We start from the raw sequence: 17063 nt of genomic DNA on the forward strand, positions 1-17063 counted from the left end.
GGGAAGGCAACAGCAAACAGATTGCCGTATACGGCAAAGATTTCCATCTAATCTTCGACTTGCGGATCAGGCTTCGGAGCTGCACATCGATCACGACCATCAGTCCGCCACCGCCCTGTTCTTCGACATTGTTGTTGGTCGTATGATGCCCGATATGGCAGTGGATCAGCCATTTTCCGGCCCGACGTGCCTGCCAGACGACATCGTATCGTTGCGCTGGTCCGACGTTGACCCGCGGCAAGGAATCGTGCCGAGTCCGGGATAGTCTCGCCGTCGCGGGCGACAACTTCGAATGGACCGCCGTGGACGTGCATCGGGTGGATAAACCCATTGTGGGTGCCAATGAAGCGCACTTTCAGAGTTGGCATGGTCAGAGGGCGGGTGATCCATTGCCGAGGCCGCTGCTTTGGTGCGGGATTTCGGAGAGGTGGCTCATCGATCCGTAGCTGATGGGCTCCCTCTCTATGAGATCGAGCTAGTTCAGGATCTGGGCAAGGAACAGTTTGCTTCGCTGGTGACGCGGATGCGAGAAGAATTCGGAGGGCGTGTTCATCTCAACGATCTCGCCATGGTCCATGAAGACGACGCGGTCGGCGACCTGGCGGGCAAATCCCATCTCGTGCGTGACACACAGCATGGTCATGCCATCCTCGGCCAACGCGACCATGGTATCGAGCACTTCTTTGACCATTTCCGGATCGAGTGCCGACGTCGGCTCGTCGAAGAGAATGATTTTGGGGCTCATACAAAGCGCGCGCGCGATCGCAACCCGCTGCTGCTGGCCGCCTGACAGTTGGCCGGGATATTTGTGCGCCTGGTCCGGAATCTTCACTCGTTCCAGATAATGCATGGCGGTCTGCTCGGCTTGCCCGCGCCGCATCCCGCGTACCCAGATCGGCGCCAGCGTTAGGTTCTCCAGAATAGTCAGGTGCGGAAACAGGTTGAAGTGCTGGAACACCATGCCGATGTCACGCCGGATTACGTCGATCTTCTTCAAATCATTGGTGAGTTCGACGCCGTCGACGACGATCTGTCCCTGCTGGTGCTCCTCCAGCCGGTTGATGCAACGGATCATGGTCGACTTGCCCGAGCCCGAGGGCCCGCAGATCACCAGCTTTTCGCCGCGAAGGACCCTCAAGTTGATGTTCTTAAGCACATGGAAGTCCCCGTACCATTTGTTCATCCCGGTCAATTCGATTGCCGGCCGATCATTGGGATTTGGCATGGACGGAACGCGCTTTAGGGGGACGATAACATCACGGCATTTCCTAGTGGGCGGTGGGGCCGCGCCGCTCCAGAAAGTCGGTGAAGCGGGCGAATGAGAAGGAGAGTGCGAAGAAGATCGCGCCGATGAACAGGAACGTCTCGGCCGCAGGCGATGGCCAATCCGGGTCGGCCAGCGCCGCTTTACCAGAGCTGATCAGGTCGAACAGGCCGACCACCAGGACAAGGCTGGTGTTCTTGATCATGACGATGATGGTGTTGGCCAGCGCCGGGATCGCCACCCGGATCGCCTGCGGCAGGATCACCAGATATTGCATGCGCCAGAAGGGCAGGCCGACCGCCGCCGCGGCCTCGTACTGGCCATTCGGGATAGCCTGCAGGCCGCCGCGAATCACCTCGGCGAGATAGGCCGCGGCGAAGATGGTGAGGGCGACCAGCGCACGCACGAACTTGTCAGGCAACAGAGCCTCGGGCAGGAACAGCGGCATCATGATCGATGCCACGAACAGGATGGACAAGAGCGGCAGTCCGCGCACCGATTCTATCAGGACCACGGCGCCGACGCGTATCGCGGGCATGGTCGAGCGCCTGGCCAGCGCAAGGAGGATGCCGACGGGGAAGGCGACGCCGATGGCAACGACGGTGAGGATGAGTGTGACCGGCAGGCCGCCCCAAGAAGAGGTCGGAACCTCGGTCAGGCCTAAACCGCCGGCCATCAGCCAGAAGATCAGTACTAGTGCCGCCACCCAGAGCGCCGCCAGCCGCGGAGCCCAGCTGGCAGGCCGCACTGACCAGCCGAGCAGCGCCAGGATGAGCAGGCAAACGATGGCGGGGCGCCAGCGGTCGTCGAGCGGATAGATGCCGAACAGCAACTGCCCGGACTTGGCGTAGATGAAGCTCCAGCACGCTCCGGTGGCCACCCGACACGCGCGTGGACTGGGGTCGAACAGCACAGCGTCGATTACCAGCCAGCGCAGCATCGGCGGCACCGTGGCGACGAGCAGAACGCCGAACAACAGCGTCAGGGCGGCATTGAGCGGCGTGCCGAACAGGAGCCTGGCGGACCGCCGCAAGGCGCCGAAGCGGATCTGTCCTGGCGTTGGCTCGGCCGGAAGGGGAAGAGACAGGGCCTTCATGGTTCAGCGCTCCACGATGGCGATGCGACGGTTGTACCAATTGGCCGCGCTCGACAGGCTCAGGTTGAGAGAGAGATAGACGCCGAGGATGATAAAGACGCCCTCGATCGAATGGCTGGACTTGCTGATGATGGTGTTCATCACCGCAAGGAAGTCCGGATACCCGACCGCGATCGCCAGCGTCGAATTCTTGACGACGTTGATGTATTGGCTGTTGAGCGGCGGGACGATCACCCGCAGCATCTGCGGGATAATGATCAGACGCAATATTTTGCCACGCGGCAGGGCGAGCGAATGACCTGCGTCCCACTGACCGCGGCCAACCGAAAGCACGCCGCCGCGCACGATCTCGGCGACAAATCCGGTGGTGTAGATGGTCAGCCCGATCAGGATGGTGCTGAGTTCGGGCGTCAGTTCCTTGCCGCCCTTGAAATTCGACCCGGTGAAGGTCGGCCAGTCGACGGAGAACTTCGCGTTGGCAAGCCAGACCCCGGCAACGCCAACCGCGAGGATCGCCGGTGCGGCCAGCGGCGGCAGCCATCCTCGTCTCGCCGCCCAGCCGGCGGCCGCCAGTGCCAGGGCGAGAGCAATGACGAGCAATCCCGGGGTGGCGATGTCAATGCTGACAGCCGGCACCACAAAGCCGCGCATGGAGGCGTAAACGCCTGGCAGGGGATTGAGCGCTTCGCCGACCGGCGGCAGCACCTTCCACCACAGTGAGTAGAGAAAGATCAGGAGCACGATCGGCGGTGAATTGCGTGCAACCTCCACCAATGCGCGGCAGGTGCCCGCTGCCAAGGGATTGCTGCTCAGCCGGGCAATGCCGACGACGAGGCCGAGCGCGGATGAAAAGACGATGACGACGGCGGAGATGAAGACGGTGTTGGCGATCCCGGTCGCGATCGCCCAGTAATAGGGATCCCTCGACTTGTAAGTGAGGATCGCTTCCGAGATGACGATCCTTGACGGCATCATCAGGAAATCGAAGCCGATCGGGATGCCGCGTGCCCTGAGATTGGCGAAAGTCGTGCTGACGAGCAGGGCAGCGAAGGCGGCAGCCACGGCCACGACGGCACACTGGATGATGATCGATCTGGTCTTGGCGTCGCTCAGCATTTCGACCTCCACGTTTCGCGGCGTTAGCAGGAAAGGGAGCGCCGCGCACGTTTCCCCCCTTTATGTGGGGCTCAATCCCAGGGGAAAGGATAGTTGAGGCCGCCGTCCTTCCACAACGCGTTCAAGCCGCGCTCGACCTTCAGCGGGCTGTCCTTGCCGAGATTGCGATCCCAGATCTCGGCGTAGTTGCCCATTTGCTTGATGACGTTGTAGGCCCACTTGTCGCCCAATCCGAGCGGCTTGCCGAAACCGGGCTCCTCGCCCAGCACGCGTTTGACTTCCGGACTGCCCGAGGCAAGCTTTTCATCGATGTTTTGCGAGGTGATGCCGTTGGCTTCGGCCCAGAACAGCGCATTGAGTGTCCAACGCACGACGTCGAAAAGCTGATCGTCACCGCGGGCGACCGCGACGCCATTGGGTTCGGCGGCCCTGCCGACTCGGATGATGTCGTAGTCGTCCGGGTTCTTGGCCACCGAGGCACGCTGTCCGGCTGCCGCAGTGCCGTCGGTGACGTAGGAATCGCAGCGGCCCCCAAAGAAGGCGTCGCGCGCCTGAACGGTCGAGTCGTAATAGACTTTCTCCATCGCGATCCCGAACTCTTCCTCGGTTTCCTCTATCGCCTTCTCGGTCAGGCTGCCACCGCCTTGCAGGCAGACGGTCTTTCCGTCGAGCAGTTTGGGCTCCGTAATGTTATCGGCCTTGCGCACGAGCATGCCGTCCGTGTCGTAGAGATTGATCCAAACGAAGCGGACAACCGTATCGCGACTGTAGGTGATGGTGGATGTGCGCGACAGAACGTCGATTTCCCCAGTTTGCAGCGCAGGGAAACGCTGGCCTGCGTTAAGCGGCACGTAACGGATCTTCTCCTTGTCGCCGAGGATGGCGACCGCGAAAGTGCGGCAGATGTCGGAATCGAAGCCGCGATAATACCCCTTCTCGTCCGGCCGGGAGAGACCGGGCACGCCCTGGCTGGCGCCGCAGCTGACATAGCCGCGCTCCTTGATCTTGTTGACGACCGCCTGCGCGCTGGCGTCCACGGCGCCCGTACTCAGGCTGGCCAATCCTATCGCCAGGCCCGTGAGCCATTTCAGACCTTGATGTTTCATAGTCATTCCCCTTGTCGTTGAGGTTATCGTCATTCGGTGGCCTTGACGTCGGCTGCGGCGGTTCCGCTGCGCCGGGCTTCAGCAAAAAGTTCGAAGGCCTGGGAAAGGTCGGCTAGAAGATCGTCGAGTGCCTCGAGGCCGATCGACAGGCGCCAGACCGGGCCAGGCTTCAGCCAGTCGAGGCTGGCGCGGCCCTTGCGCGGATCGCTGACGGCAATCAGCGAATGCACGCCGCCCCAGCTTGCACCGAGCCTGAACAGCCGCAGGCTGCGCAGTACATGGGATTGCAGTGGCGCCAGTTCCGGCCGCAGCACGAAGGAGAACACGCCCGCCGATCCGGCGAAGTCACGCTTCCAGACCGCGTGGCCAGGATGACCAGGCTCCGCGGGATGCAAGATCTGTGCGACTTCCGGGCTTTCCGACAGCCAGGCGATGATCTTCCGCGCGGTGGCGTCGGCATGACGCATGCGCACCGGCATGGTCATCAGGCCACGCTCGCACAGCGCGCAATCCTCCGGCGAGACCCCGTAGCCGAGGAAGCGCGCCGTGTCCTTCAGGCGTCGGAACAGCGCCTCGTCGCGCACTGAGACTGAACCCATCAGGAGATCACCATGGCCGCCGGCGTGTTTGGAAAGCGCCTGCATCGAGATGTCGACGCCATGAGCGAGCGGCTTAAACAGCAGATGCGAGGCCCAGGTGTTGTCGGCCGCGACGAGCGCGCCGGCCTTGTGGGCCGCGGCTGTGATGGCGGGCACATCCTGGACTTCGAAGGTGGCCGAGCCAGGCGATTCTACCCAAACCAGCCGCGTTCTGCCGTCGATCATGGCCGCGATGCTTGCGTCCAGCCGTGGATCGTAGGAAACCGCCTCGATCCCGAGGGGGCCGAGAAAACGCTCGGCCATGTCGCGCGCCGGGCCATAGAGCGTCTCCGGAATCAGAACCCTTTCGCCGCCACGGCAGACAGCCATGGTTGCCAGCGTCATGGCGGCCATGCCCGACGGAATGACGAGAGCCCGCGATCCGCCTTCCAGCACGGCGATGTGATCTTCGAGCTGCCGGCTGGTCGGTGTGCCGTAAAGTCCGTAGCTGAACCCGTCGTACAGGCGCTCGACGCGACGCTCGTACGACTCCAGATCGTCAAAGACAATGGTCGAGGCTCGCTCGACCGGCATCGCCACCGCCTGGAACGGTTCCTCGGAGCGCTTGGGAGGATGGACATGTGAAGTGTCGTCGCGTCGGTTCATGGGCGCAACTTAGCCGGCTCATCCATTGCCATCTATGACCGCAGCGATAAAGTTAATTCGCTTTTGATATGGGCTGCACTATGAACCTGCGCGACATCGATGTCTTCAACGCGATCATGATCACGCGCGGCGCCGGCGCGGCGGCCGCGCTGCTCGATACCTCGCAACCGGCCATCAGCCGTTCGCTAGCCAAGCTAGAGGCTGAACTCGGCTTCAGGCTTTTCGACCGCATTCGTGGCAGGCTGGTGCCGACACGCGAAGGGGAGTTGTTCCATGCCGAGGTGAAAGCCAACCTAGTCGGGCTCGACCGGCTCAAGCTGCGCGCGGCCCAGATCAAGGAGGTCGGCACCGGTACCATCCGCGTCGCCAGCTTGTCGGCGCTCGGGCACGGGCTGGTGCCGCGCGCCATCGTAACGTTCTCGCGCCGGCATCCCCAGGTGCGCATCAGCTATCAAGTTCGCACTTCCAACGTCGTCCGCGACTTGGTGGCATCCGGCAGTTTCGACATCGGGCTCGCGGCCGACGAGGTCGATACCAGCGGCGTGCTACACAGCATCTTCACCACGCCGCGCGCCGTCTGCGTGATGCCAACGACTCACCGGCTGGCGCGGAAGGAGGTGATCACACCGGCCGATCTCGCCGACGAGGCGTTCCTGGCATTGTCACCGGAAGACACGGTGAGGGTCGCCATGGACAAAATCCTGACCGCGAATGCCGTGCGGCCGCGCATCCTAATCGAGACGCCCTACGGCCTGACCATCGCCATCCTCGCGGCGAAGGGCATGGGGATCGGCCTGGTGAACCCCTCGGTCATTGCCGACCGCATGATTGGCGGCATCGTGGCCAGGCCATTCGAGCCGGCCGTGCACTTCCGCGCGCTGCTCCTGCGTCCGCCGGACGGAATCAACTCGGCGCTGATTACCGACTTCATCGCCGAACTCTACGCGGCGCGCAATGCGCTATCGAGCGAACCGTAGGCGAACAAGTCAGCGCTCGTCGCTCGGCTCGTCATGCATCAAGCCGGCACTCGACAAGTTCGTTGAAGCAGTGTGCGGCACATCAGTGGCCGGCCATGGTACTCCCCTGATTGGCATTTGGGACAGACTGCGGGGTTATCGAGACAGACAAAACAAAGTGTTTGAGAGGAACTCAGATTTGAACGGCTGCTCTTCAAGCTAAGTTGCCAAAAGTCGGCAGCCCGCTGTCGGCCCAGAGCCGCCAGTCTGCAATGCGCCCACAGAGACGAGCCGGCACCCTGAGGGGGGACGTGGGGCAGCGGCCGATCTTCTGACACTCTTCGAGCATGCCGCCGAGTTCCCGGCAAAGAAAGACTTGGCCCAACGCGTTCGACTTGTCGTCCAGGCCCATCCGCCTGTTATAGGCCGACACTTGGTCCCTCAATTGAGAAACTCGGCCAGCTCTATGACCGCTGGAGTAAGCCCAGCCGCCTACAGCACATGTGATCACTGCATAAACGAAGACACCAAGGGTCACCCTGCTGCCGCGCAGCTTTTCAGGCAACAATTTGACGATACGTTGCATGAATTATCATCTACTGTTGCTGCTGTACCAACCCCAAATTGGCCTAATATGATGAACATTTTCTTGAGCACTCGCTCATCGAAAGTCTCATAGGTCTGGCAAACGGACGGCTTTTCTGTGGCCAAACTGCCGGCGCGCCCCGAGGTGATGCGCTGCCAAAACCGCCCCGGAACCCCGCGACAAGCCCGCATCATACTCATGTGAGGCGGATAGCTGATGAAGTCAGATGGGATGCCGACGAGCTCAGCAAGACCTAGACAGGCGTTCGGATCGCCTCGGTCATTTTCTGAAACTCAGCAAGAATCTCGGGGAAACTCTGCGCGAGGTATCGAACAACGCGGGCGTTTTCCAGGAGTCGGGCAAGATACCCTGTGGCCACCACCAGATCCAGATGGTCAGATCCGTAGCTCTCCTCGATGAGCCTATATTCTCTATCGAGATTGGCCGACTCGTTCTCCATCAACGCAATTTGGGTATCGCTGAGGCCAGCTAGTTTTTTCGGCTGCGACGTATCGGCCAGCTGCGACTGCGGCGTCGCGCCGACCAAGGATTTTGCGTAGTTGATCGAGAACTTGTTCATAGCGACCATCAGCTGCGCTGCCTCGATCTGACGCACAGCGCCCAACTTTCGTAGCTCGATGAACGTGTTCGTTGGGACGAAACGGTCCTTGAGTATTTCGACCGCTTCCGGACAAATCCCTTTCAGCAGGCGCTTTTTGAGCCTGATCTGGGCGACATTGACATTGAGCGTTGTTGCTATGGTCGCCTCGGGCACACCGTTGTCGATGGCCTTCAGGATCATAAAATGTTCCTGGATCGTCGCGAGCCGGCTCACCCGTTTGTTGTAGGTGAATGCCTCGTCATCGTTTGCGACCAGACATTCAACCTCAGTGACGCCTATTTCGCGCAAGATCTCGATACGCATATGGCCGTCGACCAACAGGTACTTGTCCGGCGTGTCATTATCCCTTGCGACCACGGGCAGCTCCACAAGTCCGATTTCTCGAACGGACGACCTGACCTGTTGGTATTTCGGAGTCTCCCTGGCGCTTTCGGCGAACAGGTGAAGCGGCTGAATGTCCTCAAGCCGGAGGCGAACTGTATCGCGCTCAAATGCGCACTTTATGTCCGGAACTGTGGTGTACTTCGATGTCATGCGGGCTCACCTCTGCTGATCCTGGCCGCGAGATTCCGTGGGAAGGTGTCCAGCCCTTCCGTCCTAAGAACGGCCTGGAATGCCTCTGCGGCCATGAGCTGCCGCAGCGCGTGGGTGACAAACAGGAGGCGGTTCCGCGCGGCATCTGCTTTGCGGACCAGAATGCGTTTTCTGTCCGTGTCGGCCTTGAAGGCTTTGATCAATGTTGACGCAGAAGGGATTTTCGTGCGCTCTGGAAGGAACGTTCCCAGGCCTTTCCCACGCCTGCGCCGGTTCTCGATCAAGCGACGCGCTATCGCAAGCTTGTGACCACGCAGCTGGTTCTTTTTATAGGCAAGCTGAAGCACTGCCTGGATGCCGGGCTCGTCGGCGGTTGAGATATCGACTGCAACCGATAGCGGAATCTGGCCGGAGTCGACTGCGCGCAAAAGACGCTGTTCGCCTTGTGACAGGAGTCGTGCAATCCCTCTGACATATTCGGTCGAAAGACCGATCTTTGCTGCGATTTCGGCGTCGGTATAGTTGCTTTCCTTCAGCCGACCGATGTCACGTAGAAGGTCATATGCGGTATGATACCGACGAGCGCAATTTTCGACCAATCCTTTGAGCAGTGCCTCGGCCTTGGTTGCCTCTATCACAAACGTGGGGATCTCGGTCTGGCCAAGCAGCCTGAAAGCCTCAAGGCGCCCCTGACCACACACCAGGTCGTGCGTGAAAGCGCCTTCGTCAACCTCTTTTTTCGTCACTGTGATGGGGCGTTTCAGGCCGACTCTCTCAATGCTGTCGACTATATCTCGGAAGGATTTTTTGCCTCGAGTGCGCGGGTTGGTGACCTTGATCGCGTCCACGCGCAGCAGTGAAATCCGTTCGTTAGTGGCGTCCATCAGGGTGCAGCCGTGATGGCGTTGCGTTCGGCCAGAGCAAACAGCGGATCCAACGATCTGAAGAAGAAGGTGTTGAACGGCAGGCGCTTGTTCAAGACAAGATTCAACGGCTTTCCGCCAATCTCGTTTGCTGGCGCTATCAGATAATCGAGGATTGTCTGATTATCGGGCCTCATGCGAATGGCCACCTTCACGTCCGCAGCATTACACCGTTCGGGAGCGGCCAACCAATGGGGATAGCCGTAAGGCGTGTTGCGACAGCGGCCCATCGCAATGGATACGGTGAATTCATCGTTGACGCGAAGCACGCCGAGATCGCTCTGACGCACTGCGGACCCGCCCGCCCGCTCAATGGTCGCGATTGTTGTTTGAATGACTTCTTCAAAAATTTCACGAAGCCGCCTTCTGATATCAAGAAACCGATAGTTCTGAGACGGATCGTATCCAACGAGCTTGTAGGCTCGCAGCAGGCTGCCGAATTCTTTCCTGTAGCGGCTGCTTGGCGGACAGTCAGACGCCGCGTCAATGATCGGGCCCGAGAGGGTACCGCGCCTCTTCAGAAGCTCAGCGAGCACAACCAACATCTGGTCGCTGCTCATCTTGGATGAGCGGGCGTCGGCTATGACTTGAGCCCGTTCGAAAAGTCCGCGGTCGACAATGGGTTCAAAGACGCCATCGGCGCGCACCAATTGGGTGATATCATTCGTCACCTTCCTTTGCTTGAGCTTGAAGGACTCGCGATTCCAGACGTTGTTGCCCACATATTTTTCGTTGCTGAGTATCTGATGAATGGATTCGCGTTTCCACGATCGATTGAGATCGGTGACCACTCCCTTGGCATTCAGCGACCGCGCAATCTGAAGCTCGGTCCGACGAGCCTTCACGTATTGATCATAGATCCAACGGACCGTCGCAATTTCATCGGGTGGTCCAGGCACGAGGATGACCCGATCCGTCTGAAGGCTCTTGTACTCTTTGAGAGCGAGCGTCGTCTTTGTACGCCCATGCTTGTCGATAAGCTGGCGTCTCAGGCCCAAACCGGACGACCCTCCTTGCCGGTACCCCATTTGAATGAGCCTGCACTGGCCGGCAAACACCTTGACCGACAAGACCCGACTCTGCTCGGCCGCCATGCTGCGCTTTATTGCCTTGAGCAGGTCTGATCCGATGCTGCCATCGTTCGCAAACTGTTCGCCACAGTATTCAATTCGCACTCCAGCAACTCGGCACCGGTACTCGTACGACGCACTCTCATCGGGGTTCTGGAATCGCCCCCAGCGACTCACGTCGTAGACGATGACGATCTCGAAATTCGCGATTTTCGTTTCGATGTCAGACAGCAGCCTTTGCAGGCCGGCGCGACCTTCAAGGTTCAAACCGCTGCGGCCGGCGTCCTCGTATGTGGCTACGATGTCGTAGTTCATCGCATCCGCGAATTCGCGGATTGCATCCTTCTGATTTTCGATCGAGTAGCTTTGATGGTCCGTGGACATTCGCACGTACTGAGCAGCGCGCACGCGCTGCGCGTCATCTGCAGCTCGACGGGCCGTATGGGCATGTTCCATCATCCAGCGCCTAAAAGGCAGTTTGAACGTTTGCCTAAACCTGCCAACCTAACGGACTGGCGCTGGAATTTCGTTACATTTTCATGGACACTTTGTGTCGAATGGCGCCTTGTTGCTGCGACCAGATTCTCGAAACTCGAGGGCGGGCCTCAATCAACGCCCGAGAAACCATGTCTTTTTTCGTGAGGCATCGTGCCCCCGTTCCGCCGCATTGCGACCGCACGTGGCAAGCCATAGGGATTTCAGGCCTTCAAGGGAGACCTCACATGAACTTTCACAAAACCATAGCCGCCGTGTTGATGACTGCAGCACTGGCAGGCTGCGCGCAGACCGAGGGCCAGCAGCGGGCCGGAACCGGCGCGCTGATCGGTGGCGCCGGCGGCGCTCTCGTCGGCCAGGCCATCGGCGGCAACACCAAGAGCACGGTCATCGGTGCGGCCAGCGGCGCCCTGCTCGGCGCCGTCGTCGGCTCAGCCACCACCCCGCAGCGCCGCGGCGAGCAGATGTGCCGCTACCAGGACCGCTACGGTCGCATCTACACCGCGCCTTGCGACGACCGGTACTACAACGGTGATTATTGAGGCGATTGCAGGCGACGGTAAGGTCGGCGGGACAGCGCCCCTCTCTGTCCTGCCGGACATCTCCCCTCATGGGAGAGATCAGCAGCTTCACCGGTGCCGCCAATCCAGTAATTTGGTGACCGGCGAAAGTAGACGAGATAGCCAATCCCCCTCGATGGACCCCGAGTGGGAGATCGGCAGCGTCGCGGACACCGCCCACCCCTCCGCCCGCGCCGCCTTCTCCAGCGCCGCCACGAGTTGGTGGTTGGCATAGACGCGCGCACCGCGCCGCTCCTGCCGCTCTGCCTGCGAGTCCGGGGAACCGGTGCGGCGGCCGCTCCAGATATGGGGTGCATCGGGGTCGCAGAACTCCGCCACCTGCTCCCACACGGCCTCATACTGGCTGCGCTCGCTCTCGAGCTCGGACTGGCGGGAAGGATATCGCGGGCGCGGCTGATTGAGCCTTCTGCAATGGCCATGTAGGGCTCCTGGATGTGAGTTGAGTGTGCGTCGCAAAACGTTCTTGTGCATCGCAGCAATCAATGCGTAGATGGGCAAAGTAAGCTGACGGAAACGGGATGACCAAAACGCCACAATCAAGGGCGGAGACGACCCACTTCGACGCTCTGCATGGCCTCCGGGGCATCGCTGCTGTTTTGGTGATGCTTGGCCACTTCACCGAATTCACGGGCCGGCGATATGATCTGGCGCCGTCCGGGTTCCTCGCCGTCGACCTGTTTTTTCTGTTGAGCGGCTTCGTGATCGCCCACGCCTACGACGACAAGTTCCGAAAGGGCATGTCATTTTGGAAGTTCGCGGAGATCCGTCTTCTCAGGCTCTACCCTCTATATTTTGCCGCGGTCGGCCTGGCCGTGATCGGCGTGGGTGCAATCATCGCAACGCGCGGGCTCAGTTCGTATTCGCGGCTGGACTTGCTTGCAAGTGTTGGGTTTTCCGTTCTTTTTTTACCCACGCCGCCGTCGCTCTCGACATTTCCCGACGTGCTTTTCCCGCTCAATGGCCCAGCGTGGTCCCTTTTTTATGAACTCGTCGCCAATGCCGTTTTTGCCGCGCTGGGCGTAAGGCTGGCTGCTCGATCACTTGCGCTCATGGTCGGTGTTGCCTTGCTGGCCCTGGTGCTTCTGGCTTGGCAGGGTTTCGTCCTTGGGGGCGGCGCCCATTGGGACGACACGATCGCGGCTCCCGCCCGGATCGCGTTCTCGTTCTTTCTCGGGGTCTTTCTCAATCGATATGCGACCGGGAAGAGTCGGGACGGCAATCTCTATATGCCTCTTCTCCTGACGCTATGCGGAGTGCTCATGATCTTCAGACCCGTCGAACATGTGCAATTGTACAGTCTGGCGATCATAGTCCTGGTCTGGCCCTGGCTCGTTCTCGTGGCCTCCCGTTTGCGGCTATCCGGGTTTTGGCGCTGGATTGCGCTCTTCTCCGGCAATATCTCTTACGCCATCTATGTGCTTCACACGCCGCTCATCCGCCTTTCGAACGCCGTGGTCGAATCTGTGACCGGGGCCTCGTGGATCGAGCACGGCTTGCCGTTCATTCTGGGAACATCCATCGCGATCATCGCAGTCTCGGCATTCGCGCATTATGTCTACGACAAGAACATGCGGACACTGCTGCGGCAGTGGCTTTCACTTTGGCGCGCACGAGAGGGCGTGACACAGTTTTAGCTGGATTTGGTTCGCCGCCGGTTGTGTCATGACAGCGTGCCCATTTGGCCGACGCGATTGGCGATCGGCAGCACGATCACGCGCTGCGCTTGATGCTCTCCAGCGCCGGCGCGCCGCCCTTGCGGCCAAAGCGCCGGACGACGAATCGGCCCGCCTTCTGGCCGGGAACCTCGATCAGATTATAGGTGACCCAGGACAGCAGGGTCACCGTCGGCAGGACGATGGCAACGACGATCGCGAAACGCAGCGGCGCCGCCAGCCCGTGGCCGTATTGGCTGATGACGAACGCCGCGACAGGCTGCAACACCAGCAGATGGATCAGGTAGATGCTGAAGGAAAGCTCTCCCATGAGATGAAAGAACCGGTTGCTGAGCGTCACGGCTATCGCCCTCGCCAGCCTTCCCGCCGCTCCCGGCAGCATACGGTAGAGAACCAGGGCAAAGAACCCCGCCACCAGCGCTTCTCGCACTAGCAGCTTGCCCAGTCCGTAGTCGCCGCCAAACGGCAGCGCCGCCAGAAGCAGCGCCAGTGCCAGATACAGGATCGGCCGTGGCTGGCTCTGGTGCACGACGCCCGCCAGCAGCATGCCGCACAGGAATATCTGCATCTTCAGCGCCAGGAACGACGGCATCGGAAAATGGATCGACAATCGGCCCAGCGCAAACACGATGATGCAGCCAACCGCGGCGACAAGCCCGGCGCTTCTTATCCAGTCCAACCTGCGCACCAACAGCATAATGGCCGGGAAGGCCGCGTAAAACTGCATCTCCAGCCCCAGGCTCCAGTCGGGGAGCGGCGTGCGGTAGGCGAAGCCTGGCAGCAGGCCGAACAGGAACGTCAGATGCGCGACGATGTTCTTCAGGCCGCTGTCGAGATAGCGCTCGGGCGCCTGGTGCGACCTCGACAGGAAATCGTCGATGATTATCCTGGAACCGTAGAGATAGGGGCCAAGCGCGAGTGCCAGCAAAAGCATGACGTAGAACAGCGGCGCGATCCTGAAGTAGCGGCGCGTCCAGAATTTCAGCCAGGTTCCCGGTCTTTGCCAGGGCTCTTTGTCCTGGCGCAGCTGATAGTGGAACACCATCAGGAAGCCGGACAGCATGATGAAGAGATCGACGCCCAGATCCGGCTCGCCGACGATGGGAACACGCCAGCCGGTCAGAAGCAGGCAATGCCCGACAAGCACCCAGATCGCCGCGAGCGCGCGAAGCCCGTCCAGGCATTCGATGCGCGATGACCTGATATCTGTCATTGCGGACTCCGAGATAGTAATGTTGCAGTGCAGCATGGCGGCTGAGGCTGGATTGTCAACCCACAGCAAGATGACGAATTGCTCTCCGCTGTTACCGAATGAGCTGCCGTCTTCGACCCCAGAGCCGTCAGTCTGCAATGCGCGGCATCTCGGCCGTATAGATCCGCGGGCCAGGTCATGACGATGTTCGCGATGACCTGAATGTCCGCTCTCCTGTATCCTCGCCTAAGGCGGCCTGTCCGCAATCGGCCCATCAAGTCGCTTGCGGGTAAGGTCCTGATAGGCGAAACTGATCGGAACCCGGGAGGGTTTGCCACCTCGCCTCCGAGGTTGGCCGCCGACAGAGTGCTCCGCAATGGACCGCAAGCTCGCCGCCATCCTTGCTGCTGACGTCGTCGGATATTCCACCATGATGGAGCGCGACGAAGCGGGTACGCATCAACGGGTGCGCGCCGGTCATAAGGAACTTTTCGAGCCGACAGTAACGCGTCATCATGGCACTATCTTCAAGCTGATGGGCGACGGTCTGCTGGCGGAGTTTTCTTCTGTCGTCGAGGCGATGGAATGCGCAGTTTCGTTGCAACGTGGGCTGGCCGAGCGAAACGCCTCGTTGCCGAAAGACCAGCGCGTGGAAGTGCGCATCGGCGTCAATCTTGGCGAGGTGATTGTCGAGGGAGACGATCGGTTTGGCGAGGGCGTAAATATCGCGGCGCGACTAGAACAACTTGCTGAGCCTGGCGGTATCTGGGTGTCTGCGAAGGTCGCGCGCGAGGTTGAGAAGAAGCTGGCTTTCGGCTTTCAGTCGATGGGCCTGCGAAAGGTCAAGAACATCGCGGAGCCGGTTGAGGCATACCGTGTCACGACCGACGGCAAGGCCAAGCCCATGCGCACGAGCCGCAGCCGCTCGCGGCTGCCAGTCGTAGCGACCTTCCTAGTGCTGGTCTTAACAGTCACAGCGGTCCTGGCGTGGTGGCAGTTCTATGGAACAAAGCGCGAGATAGGCCAAGGTGGCATCCCGACCGTGGCAGTTTTGCCATTCAAGAACATGAGCGGCGACACGACGCTAGATAATTTTAGCGACGGCATGACAGACAATTTGATCTCGATGCTGGCAGGCGTCACCGAACTCAAGATACTCTCGCATAGTTCTAGCTTCGTCTATAAGGACAAGCCAACCGATGTCCGCCGGATCGGCCAAGAGTTGAACGTGGCCTACGTGATTGAGGGCAGTATCTGGAAAGAGACGGACCGGCTGCGGATCACCGCACAGCTGATCGACGCGCGCACAGGCGAAAATCTCTGGGCGGAAAAGTTCGATCGCTCTGGAAGCAATCCCCTTGTGATTCAGGACGAAGCGATCGAACGAATCATTGGCACGCTTGGTGGCTAGCGCGGAAAAATGTACGACATCGAATACAAGAAGGTCTGGCAAAAGGACACACCGGATCTTGAAGAGTACGACTTCTTCCTTCGATCCAATTTCTTTTTTGGGCAGTTTACGCCCGAGAGCCTAGTAAAGGCGACGGACATAATTCTTGAGGGCTTGGCCAAATTTCCCGATTCGTCTCTGTTATCGTGCGGACTGGCCTGGGATCACGTCTTGGCGGCTAACCTCGGCTTTGACGAGAAGCCTGAAGAGCATTGGCGCATGGCGTCTGAACTGGAAGCAAGGATTCTTCCGCGGGCTAACCTCGGACCCGACGCAAGAAAAAGCTGCTTGTGGTCATCCGTCTACGTCAGCGCTTATCAGGGAAAATTTGATCTGTCTCTGCGCAGGGCCGACGAGGTGATCGCGCTTTCGCCCGGAGACGCGTTTCTCATCGGCGACCTTTCATCGGCAGCCCGCTTCAGTGGCCTGACAGACAAGGCCATTGAGCGAGCAGAATACGGGCTCAGGAACGATCCAAACTTCGCCGATTATTATCTCGTGATGAAGGCGAATGCGCTGACTGATATTGAAAAGTACGCCGAATCTGCTGCCCTGATAACGAAGGCGTCAGACTTCCTGATCACTGTTCCGCTGCTACGTGCCATCAACGATGTCCACCTTGGAAAAACTGACGCTGCACGCAGTGAAGTCCTCAAGGCGCTTGCCATGCAGCCGTGGCTTAAGGCCACGCGGTGGCGCGATATGACGTTCCATATCAATCCTGCAGTGATTAATCGACAGGTGGCCGACCTGGTGGCCGCGGGAGTGCCAATGAAGTAGTTTCGGTTGGAGGCCGGTATACAGGCGTGGTTAGTTAGCTTCAGGATGCACCGATTTGAATGTCAGCTTTGGACCCTCCGCTGGTGAAAAGCTGCCAGTCCCCTTCCGGCCCCACTGCAGCATTTTCCACTTTGAGGCGAAATAATTCTCGACTATGGTCCGTCAGGCTTACGGCATGGGGGATTGCCGATGGTTTTATCACGCAGGGGTGTCGTGCTCGGCGGCCTGGCGCTGGTCGCGGTCGGTGCAACCGGCAATATTGTTCAAGTCGCGACGGCAAAATCCTTTTTCGCCGGTACCGCCAGCGACACCAATTTTGTCTATCGCAAGACCAACTTCGCCAAGATCGACAAGAGATGGCATCGCCAGATCGTC

Annotated in this window: 16 protein-coding genes and 1 pseudogene; 5 read left to right on the top strand and 12 right to left on the bottom strand. The window is 59.9% G+C overall.

Annotation, left to right across the window (positions count from 1 at the left end):
- Positions 1–79: 79 nt before the first annotated feature.
- The 6 genes and pseudogenes from NKH03_RS26905 to NKH03_RS26930 all read right to left on the bottom strand — a co-directional run.
- Positions 80–362, bottom strand: a pseudogene (locus NKH03_RS26905) (multicopper oxidase domain-containing protein); the annotation flags it as partial.
- Between the two features lie 113 nt (positions 363–475).
- Entirely contained in the window at positions 476–1225 is a 750-nt protein-coding gene (locus NKH03_RS26910) for an amino acid ABC transporter ATP-binding protein (protein ID WP_352872767.1), read from the bottom strand.
- 43 nt (positions 1226–1268) lie between these two features.
- Positions 1269–2360 carry an amino acid ABC transporter permease gene (locus NKH03_RS26915; protein WP_352872765.1) on the bottom strand — a complete coding sequence of 364 codons (1092 nt, stop codon included), beginning with the start codon at positions 2358–2360 and terminating at the stop codon, positions 1269–1271.
- 3 nt (positions 2361–2363) lie between these two features.
- The gene (locus tag NKH03_RS26920) at positions 2364–3476 is read right to left on the bottom strand and encodes an ABC transporter permease subunit (RefSeq protein WP_352872764.1); all 1113 of its coding nucleotides are present in this window, start codon (positions 3474–3476) and stop codon (positions 2364–2366) included.
- 71 nt (positions 3477–3547) lie between these two features.
- Positions 3548–4582, bottom strand: a complete 1035-nt coding sequence (locus NKH03_RS26925; RefSeq protein WP_352883297.1) for a transporter substrate-binding domain-containing protein — start codon at positions 4580–4582, stop codon at positions 3548–3550.
- 29 nt (positions 4583–4611) lie between these two features.
- Complete coding sequence (locus tag NKH03_RS26930) at positions 4612–5826, bottom strand: trans-sulfuration enzyme family protein (protein WP_352971661.1); 1215 nt, start codon at positions 5824–5826, stop codon at positions 4612–4614.
- An 80-nt stretch (positions 5827–5906) separates the two neighbouring features.
- Between NKH03_RS26930 and NKH03_RS26935 the strand changes: the two genes are divergently transcribed.
- Positions 5907–6803, top strand: a complete 897-nt coding sequence (locus NKH03_RS26935; protein WP_352872758.1) for a LysR family transcriptional regulator — start codon at positions 5907–5909, stop codon at positions 6801–6803.
- A 193-nt stretch (positions 6804–6996) separates the two neighbouring features.
- Here NKH03_RS26935 and NKH03_RS26940 read toward each other — a convergent pair whose 3' ends face one another.
- From NKH03_RS26940 to NKH03_RS26955, 4 genes are all read right to left on the bottom strand, one after another.
- Positions 6997–7368 (bottom strand): hypothetical protein, encoded by a 372-nt coding sequence (locus NKH03_RS26940; protein ID WP_352872756.1) that lies wholly within the window; start codon positions 7366–7368, stop codon positions 6997–6999.
- Between the two features lie 253 nt (positions 7369–7621).
- Positions 7622–8524, bottom strand: a complete 903-nt coding sequence (locus NKH03_RS26945) for a plasmid partitioning protein RepB C-terminal domain-containing protein (RefSeq protein WP_352872755.1) — start codon at positions 8522–8524, stop codon at positions 7622–7624.
- Positions 8521–9408 (bottom strand): ParB/RepB/Spo0J family partition protein, encoded by an 888-nt coding sequence (locus tag NKH03_RS26950; RefSeq protein ID WP_352872754.1) that lies wholly within the window; start codon positions 9406–9408, stop codon positions 8521–8523. The genes NKH03_RS26945 and NKH03_RS26950 overlap by 4 nt, the downstream gene beginning before the upstream one ends.
- Positions 9408–10976, bottom strand: a complete 1569-nt coding sequence (locus NKH03_RS26955; protein WP_352971664.1) for a recombinase family protein — start codon at positions 10974–10976, stop codon at positions 9408–9410. The genes NKH03_RS26950 and NKH03_RS26955 overlap by 1 nt, the downstream gene beginning before the upstream one ends.
- 263 nt (positions 10977–11239) lie before the next feature.
- On the opposite strand from NKH03_RS26955, the gene NKH03_RS26960 reads away from it, so the two are divergent.
- Positions 11240–11554 carry a YMGG-like glycine zipper-containing protein gene (locus tag NKH03_RS26960; protein ID WP_352872752.1) on the top strand — a complete coding sequence of 105 codons (315 nt, stop codon included), beginning with the start codon at positions 11240–11242 and terminating at the stop codon, positions 11552–11554.
- An 87-nt stretch (positions 11555–11641) separates the two neighbouring features.
- Here the strand turns inward: NKH03_RS26960 and NKH03_RS26965 are convergent, their stop codons facing one another.
- A complete protein-coding gene (locus NKH03_RS26965) occupies positions 11642–12091 on the bottom strand; it encodes a hypothetical protein (protein ID WP_352872751.1) in 450 nt (149 codons plus the stop codon).
- Between the two features lie 20 nt (positions 12092–12111).
- Here NKH03_RS26965 and NKH03_RS26970 point away from each other — a divergent pair, with 20 nt between their 5' ends.
- Positions 12112–13227, top strand: coding sequence for an acyltransferase family protein (locus NKH03_RS26970; protein WP_352971666.1), 1116 nt, complete (start codon positions 12112–12114; stop codon positions 13225–13227).
- A 76-nt stretch (positions 13228–13303) separates the two neighbouring features.
- Here NKH03_RS26970 and NKH03_RS26975 read toward each other — a convergent pair whose 3' ends face one another.
- On the bottom strand, positions 13304–14479 hold the full coding sequence (locus tag NKH03_RS26975; RefSeq protein ID WP_352971669.1) for an acyltransferase family protein: 1176 nt from the start codon (positions 14477–14479) through the stop codon (positions 13304–13306).
- Positions 14480–14834: 355 nt separating this feature from the next.
- On the opposite strand from NKH03_RS26975, the gene NKH03_RS26980 reads away from it, so the two are divergent.
- On the top strand, positions 14835–15869 hold the full coding sequence (locus NKH03_RS26980; RefSeq protein WP_352971672.1) for an adenylate/guanylate cyclase domain-containing protein: 1035 nt from the start codon (positions 14835–14837) through the stop codon (positions 15867–15869).
- 9 nt (positions 15870–15878) lie between these two features.
- On the top strand, positions 15879–16688 hold the full coding sequence (locus NKH03_RS26985; protein ID WP_352971675.1) for a tetratricopeptide repeat protein: 810 nt from the start codon (positions 15879–15881) through the stop codon (positions 16686–16688).
- Positions 16689–17063: the final 375 nt, after the last annotated feature.

Source organism: Mesorhizobium sp. M1406, assembly GCF_040317555.1.
In the GTDB taxonomy this organism is placed as follows: Bacteria; Pseudomonadota; Alphaproteobacteria; order Rhizobiales; family Rhizobiaceae; genus Mesorhizobium.

What these genes read in the sequence shown, in the direction of transcription:
- NKH03_RS26950 (WP_352872754.1), bottom strand. Translation starts at nt 9,408, where the DNA reads ATGGACGCCACTAACGAACGGATTTCACTGCTGCGCGTGGACGCGATC.
- NKH03_RS26960 (WP_352872752.1), top strand. Translation starts at nt 11,240, where the DNA reads ATGAACTTTCACAAAACCATAGCCGCCGTGTTGATGACTGCAGCACTG.
- NKH03_RS26980 (WP_352971672.1), top strand. Translation starts at nt 14,835, where the DNA reads ATGGACCGCAAGCTCGCCGCCATCCTTGCTGCTGACGTCGTCGGATAT.
- NKH03_RS26925 (WP_352883297.1), bottom strand. Translation starts at nt 4,582, where the DNA reads ATGAAACATCAAGGTCTGAAATGGCTCACGGGCCTGGCGATAGGATTG.
- NKH03_RS26975 (WP_352971669.1), bottom strand. Translation starts at nt 14,479, where the DNA reads ATGACAGATATCAGGTCATCGCGCATCGAATGCCTGGACGGGCTTCGC.
- NKH03_RS26940 (WP_352872756.1), bottom strand. Translation starts at nt 7,368, where the DNA reads ATGCAACGTATCGTCAAATTGTTGCCTGAAAAGCTGCGCGGCAGCAGG.
- NKH03_RS26935 (WP_352872758.1), top strand. Translation starts at nt 5,907, where the DNA reads ATGAACCTGCGCGACATCGATGTCTTCAACGCGATCATGATCACGCGC.
- NKH03_RS26970 (WP_352971666.1), top strand. Translation starts at nt 12,112, where the DNA reads ATGACCAAAACGCCACAATCAAGGGCGGAGACGACCCACTTCGACGCT.
- NKH03_RS26985 (WP_352971675.1), top strand. Translation starts at nt 15,879, where the DNA reads ATGTACGACATCGAATACAAGAAGGTCTGGCAAAAGGACACACCGGAT.
- NKH03_RS26930 (WP_352971661.1), bottom strand. Translation starts at nt 5,826, where the DNA reads ATGAACCGACGCGACGACACTTCACATGTCCATCCTCCCAAGCGCTCC.
- NKH03_RS26945 (WP_352872755.1), bottom strand. Translation starts at nt 8,524, where the DNA reads ATGACATCGAAGTACACCACAGTTCCGGACATAAAGTGCGCATTTGAG.
- NKH03_RS26915 (WP_352872765.1), bottom strand. Translation starts at nt 2,360, where the DNA reads ATGAAGGCCCTGTCTCTTCCCCTTCCGGCCGAGCCAACGCCAGGACAG.
- NKH03_RS26955 (WP_352971664.1), bottom strand. Translation starts at nt 10,976, where the DNA reads ATGATGGAACATGCCCATACGGCCCGTCGAGCTGCAGATGACGCGCAG.
- NKH03_RS26910 (WP_352872767.1), bottom strand. Translation starts at nt 1,225, where the DNA reads ATGCCAAATCCCAATGATCGGCCGGCAATCGAATTGACCGGGATGAAC.
- NKH03_RS26920 (WP_352872764.1), bottom strand. Translation starts at nt 3,476, where the DNA reads ATGCTGAGCGACGCCAAGACCAGATCGATCATCATCCAGTGTGCCGTC.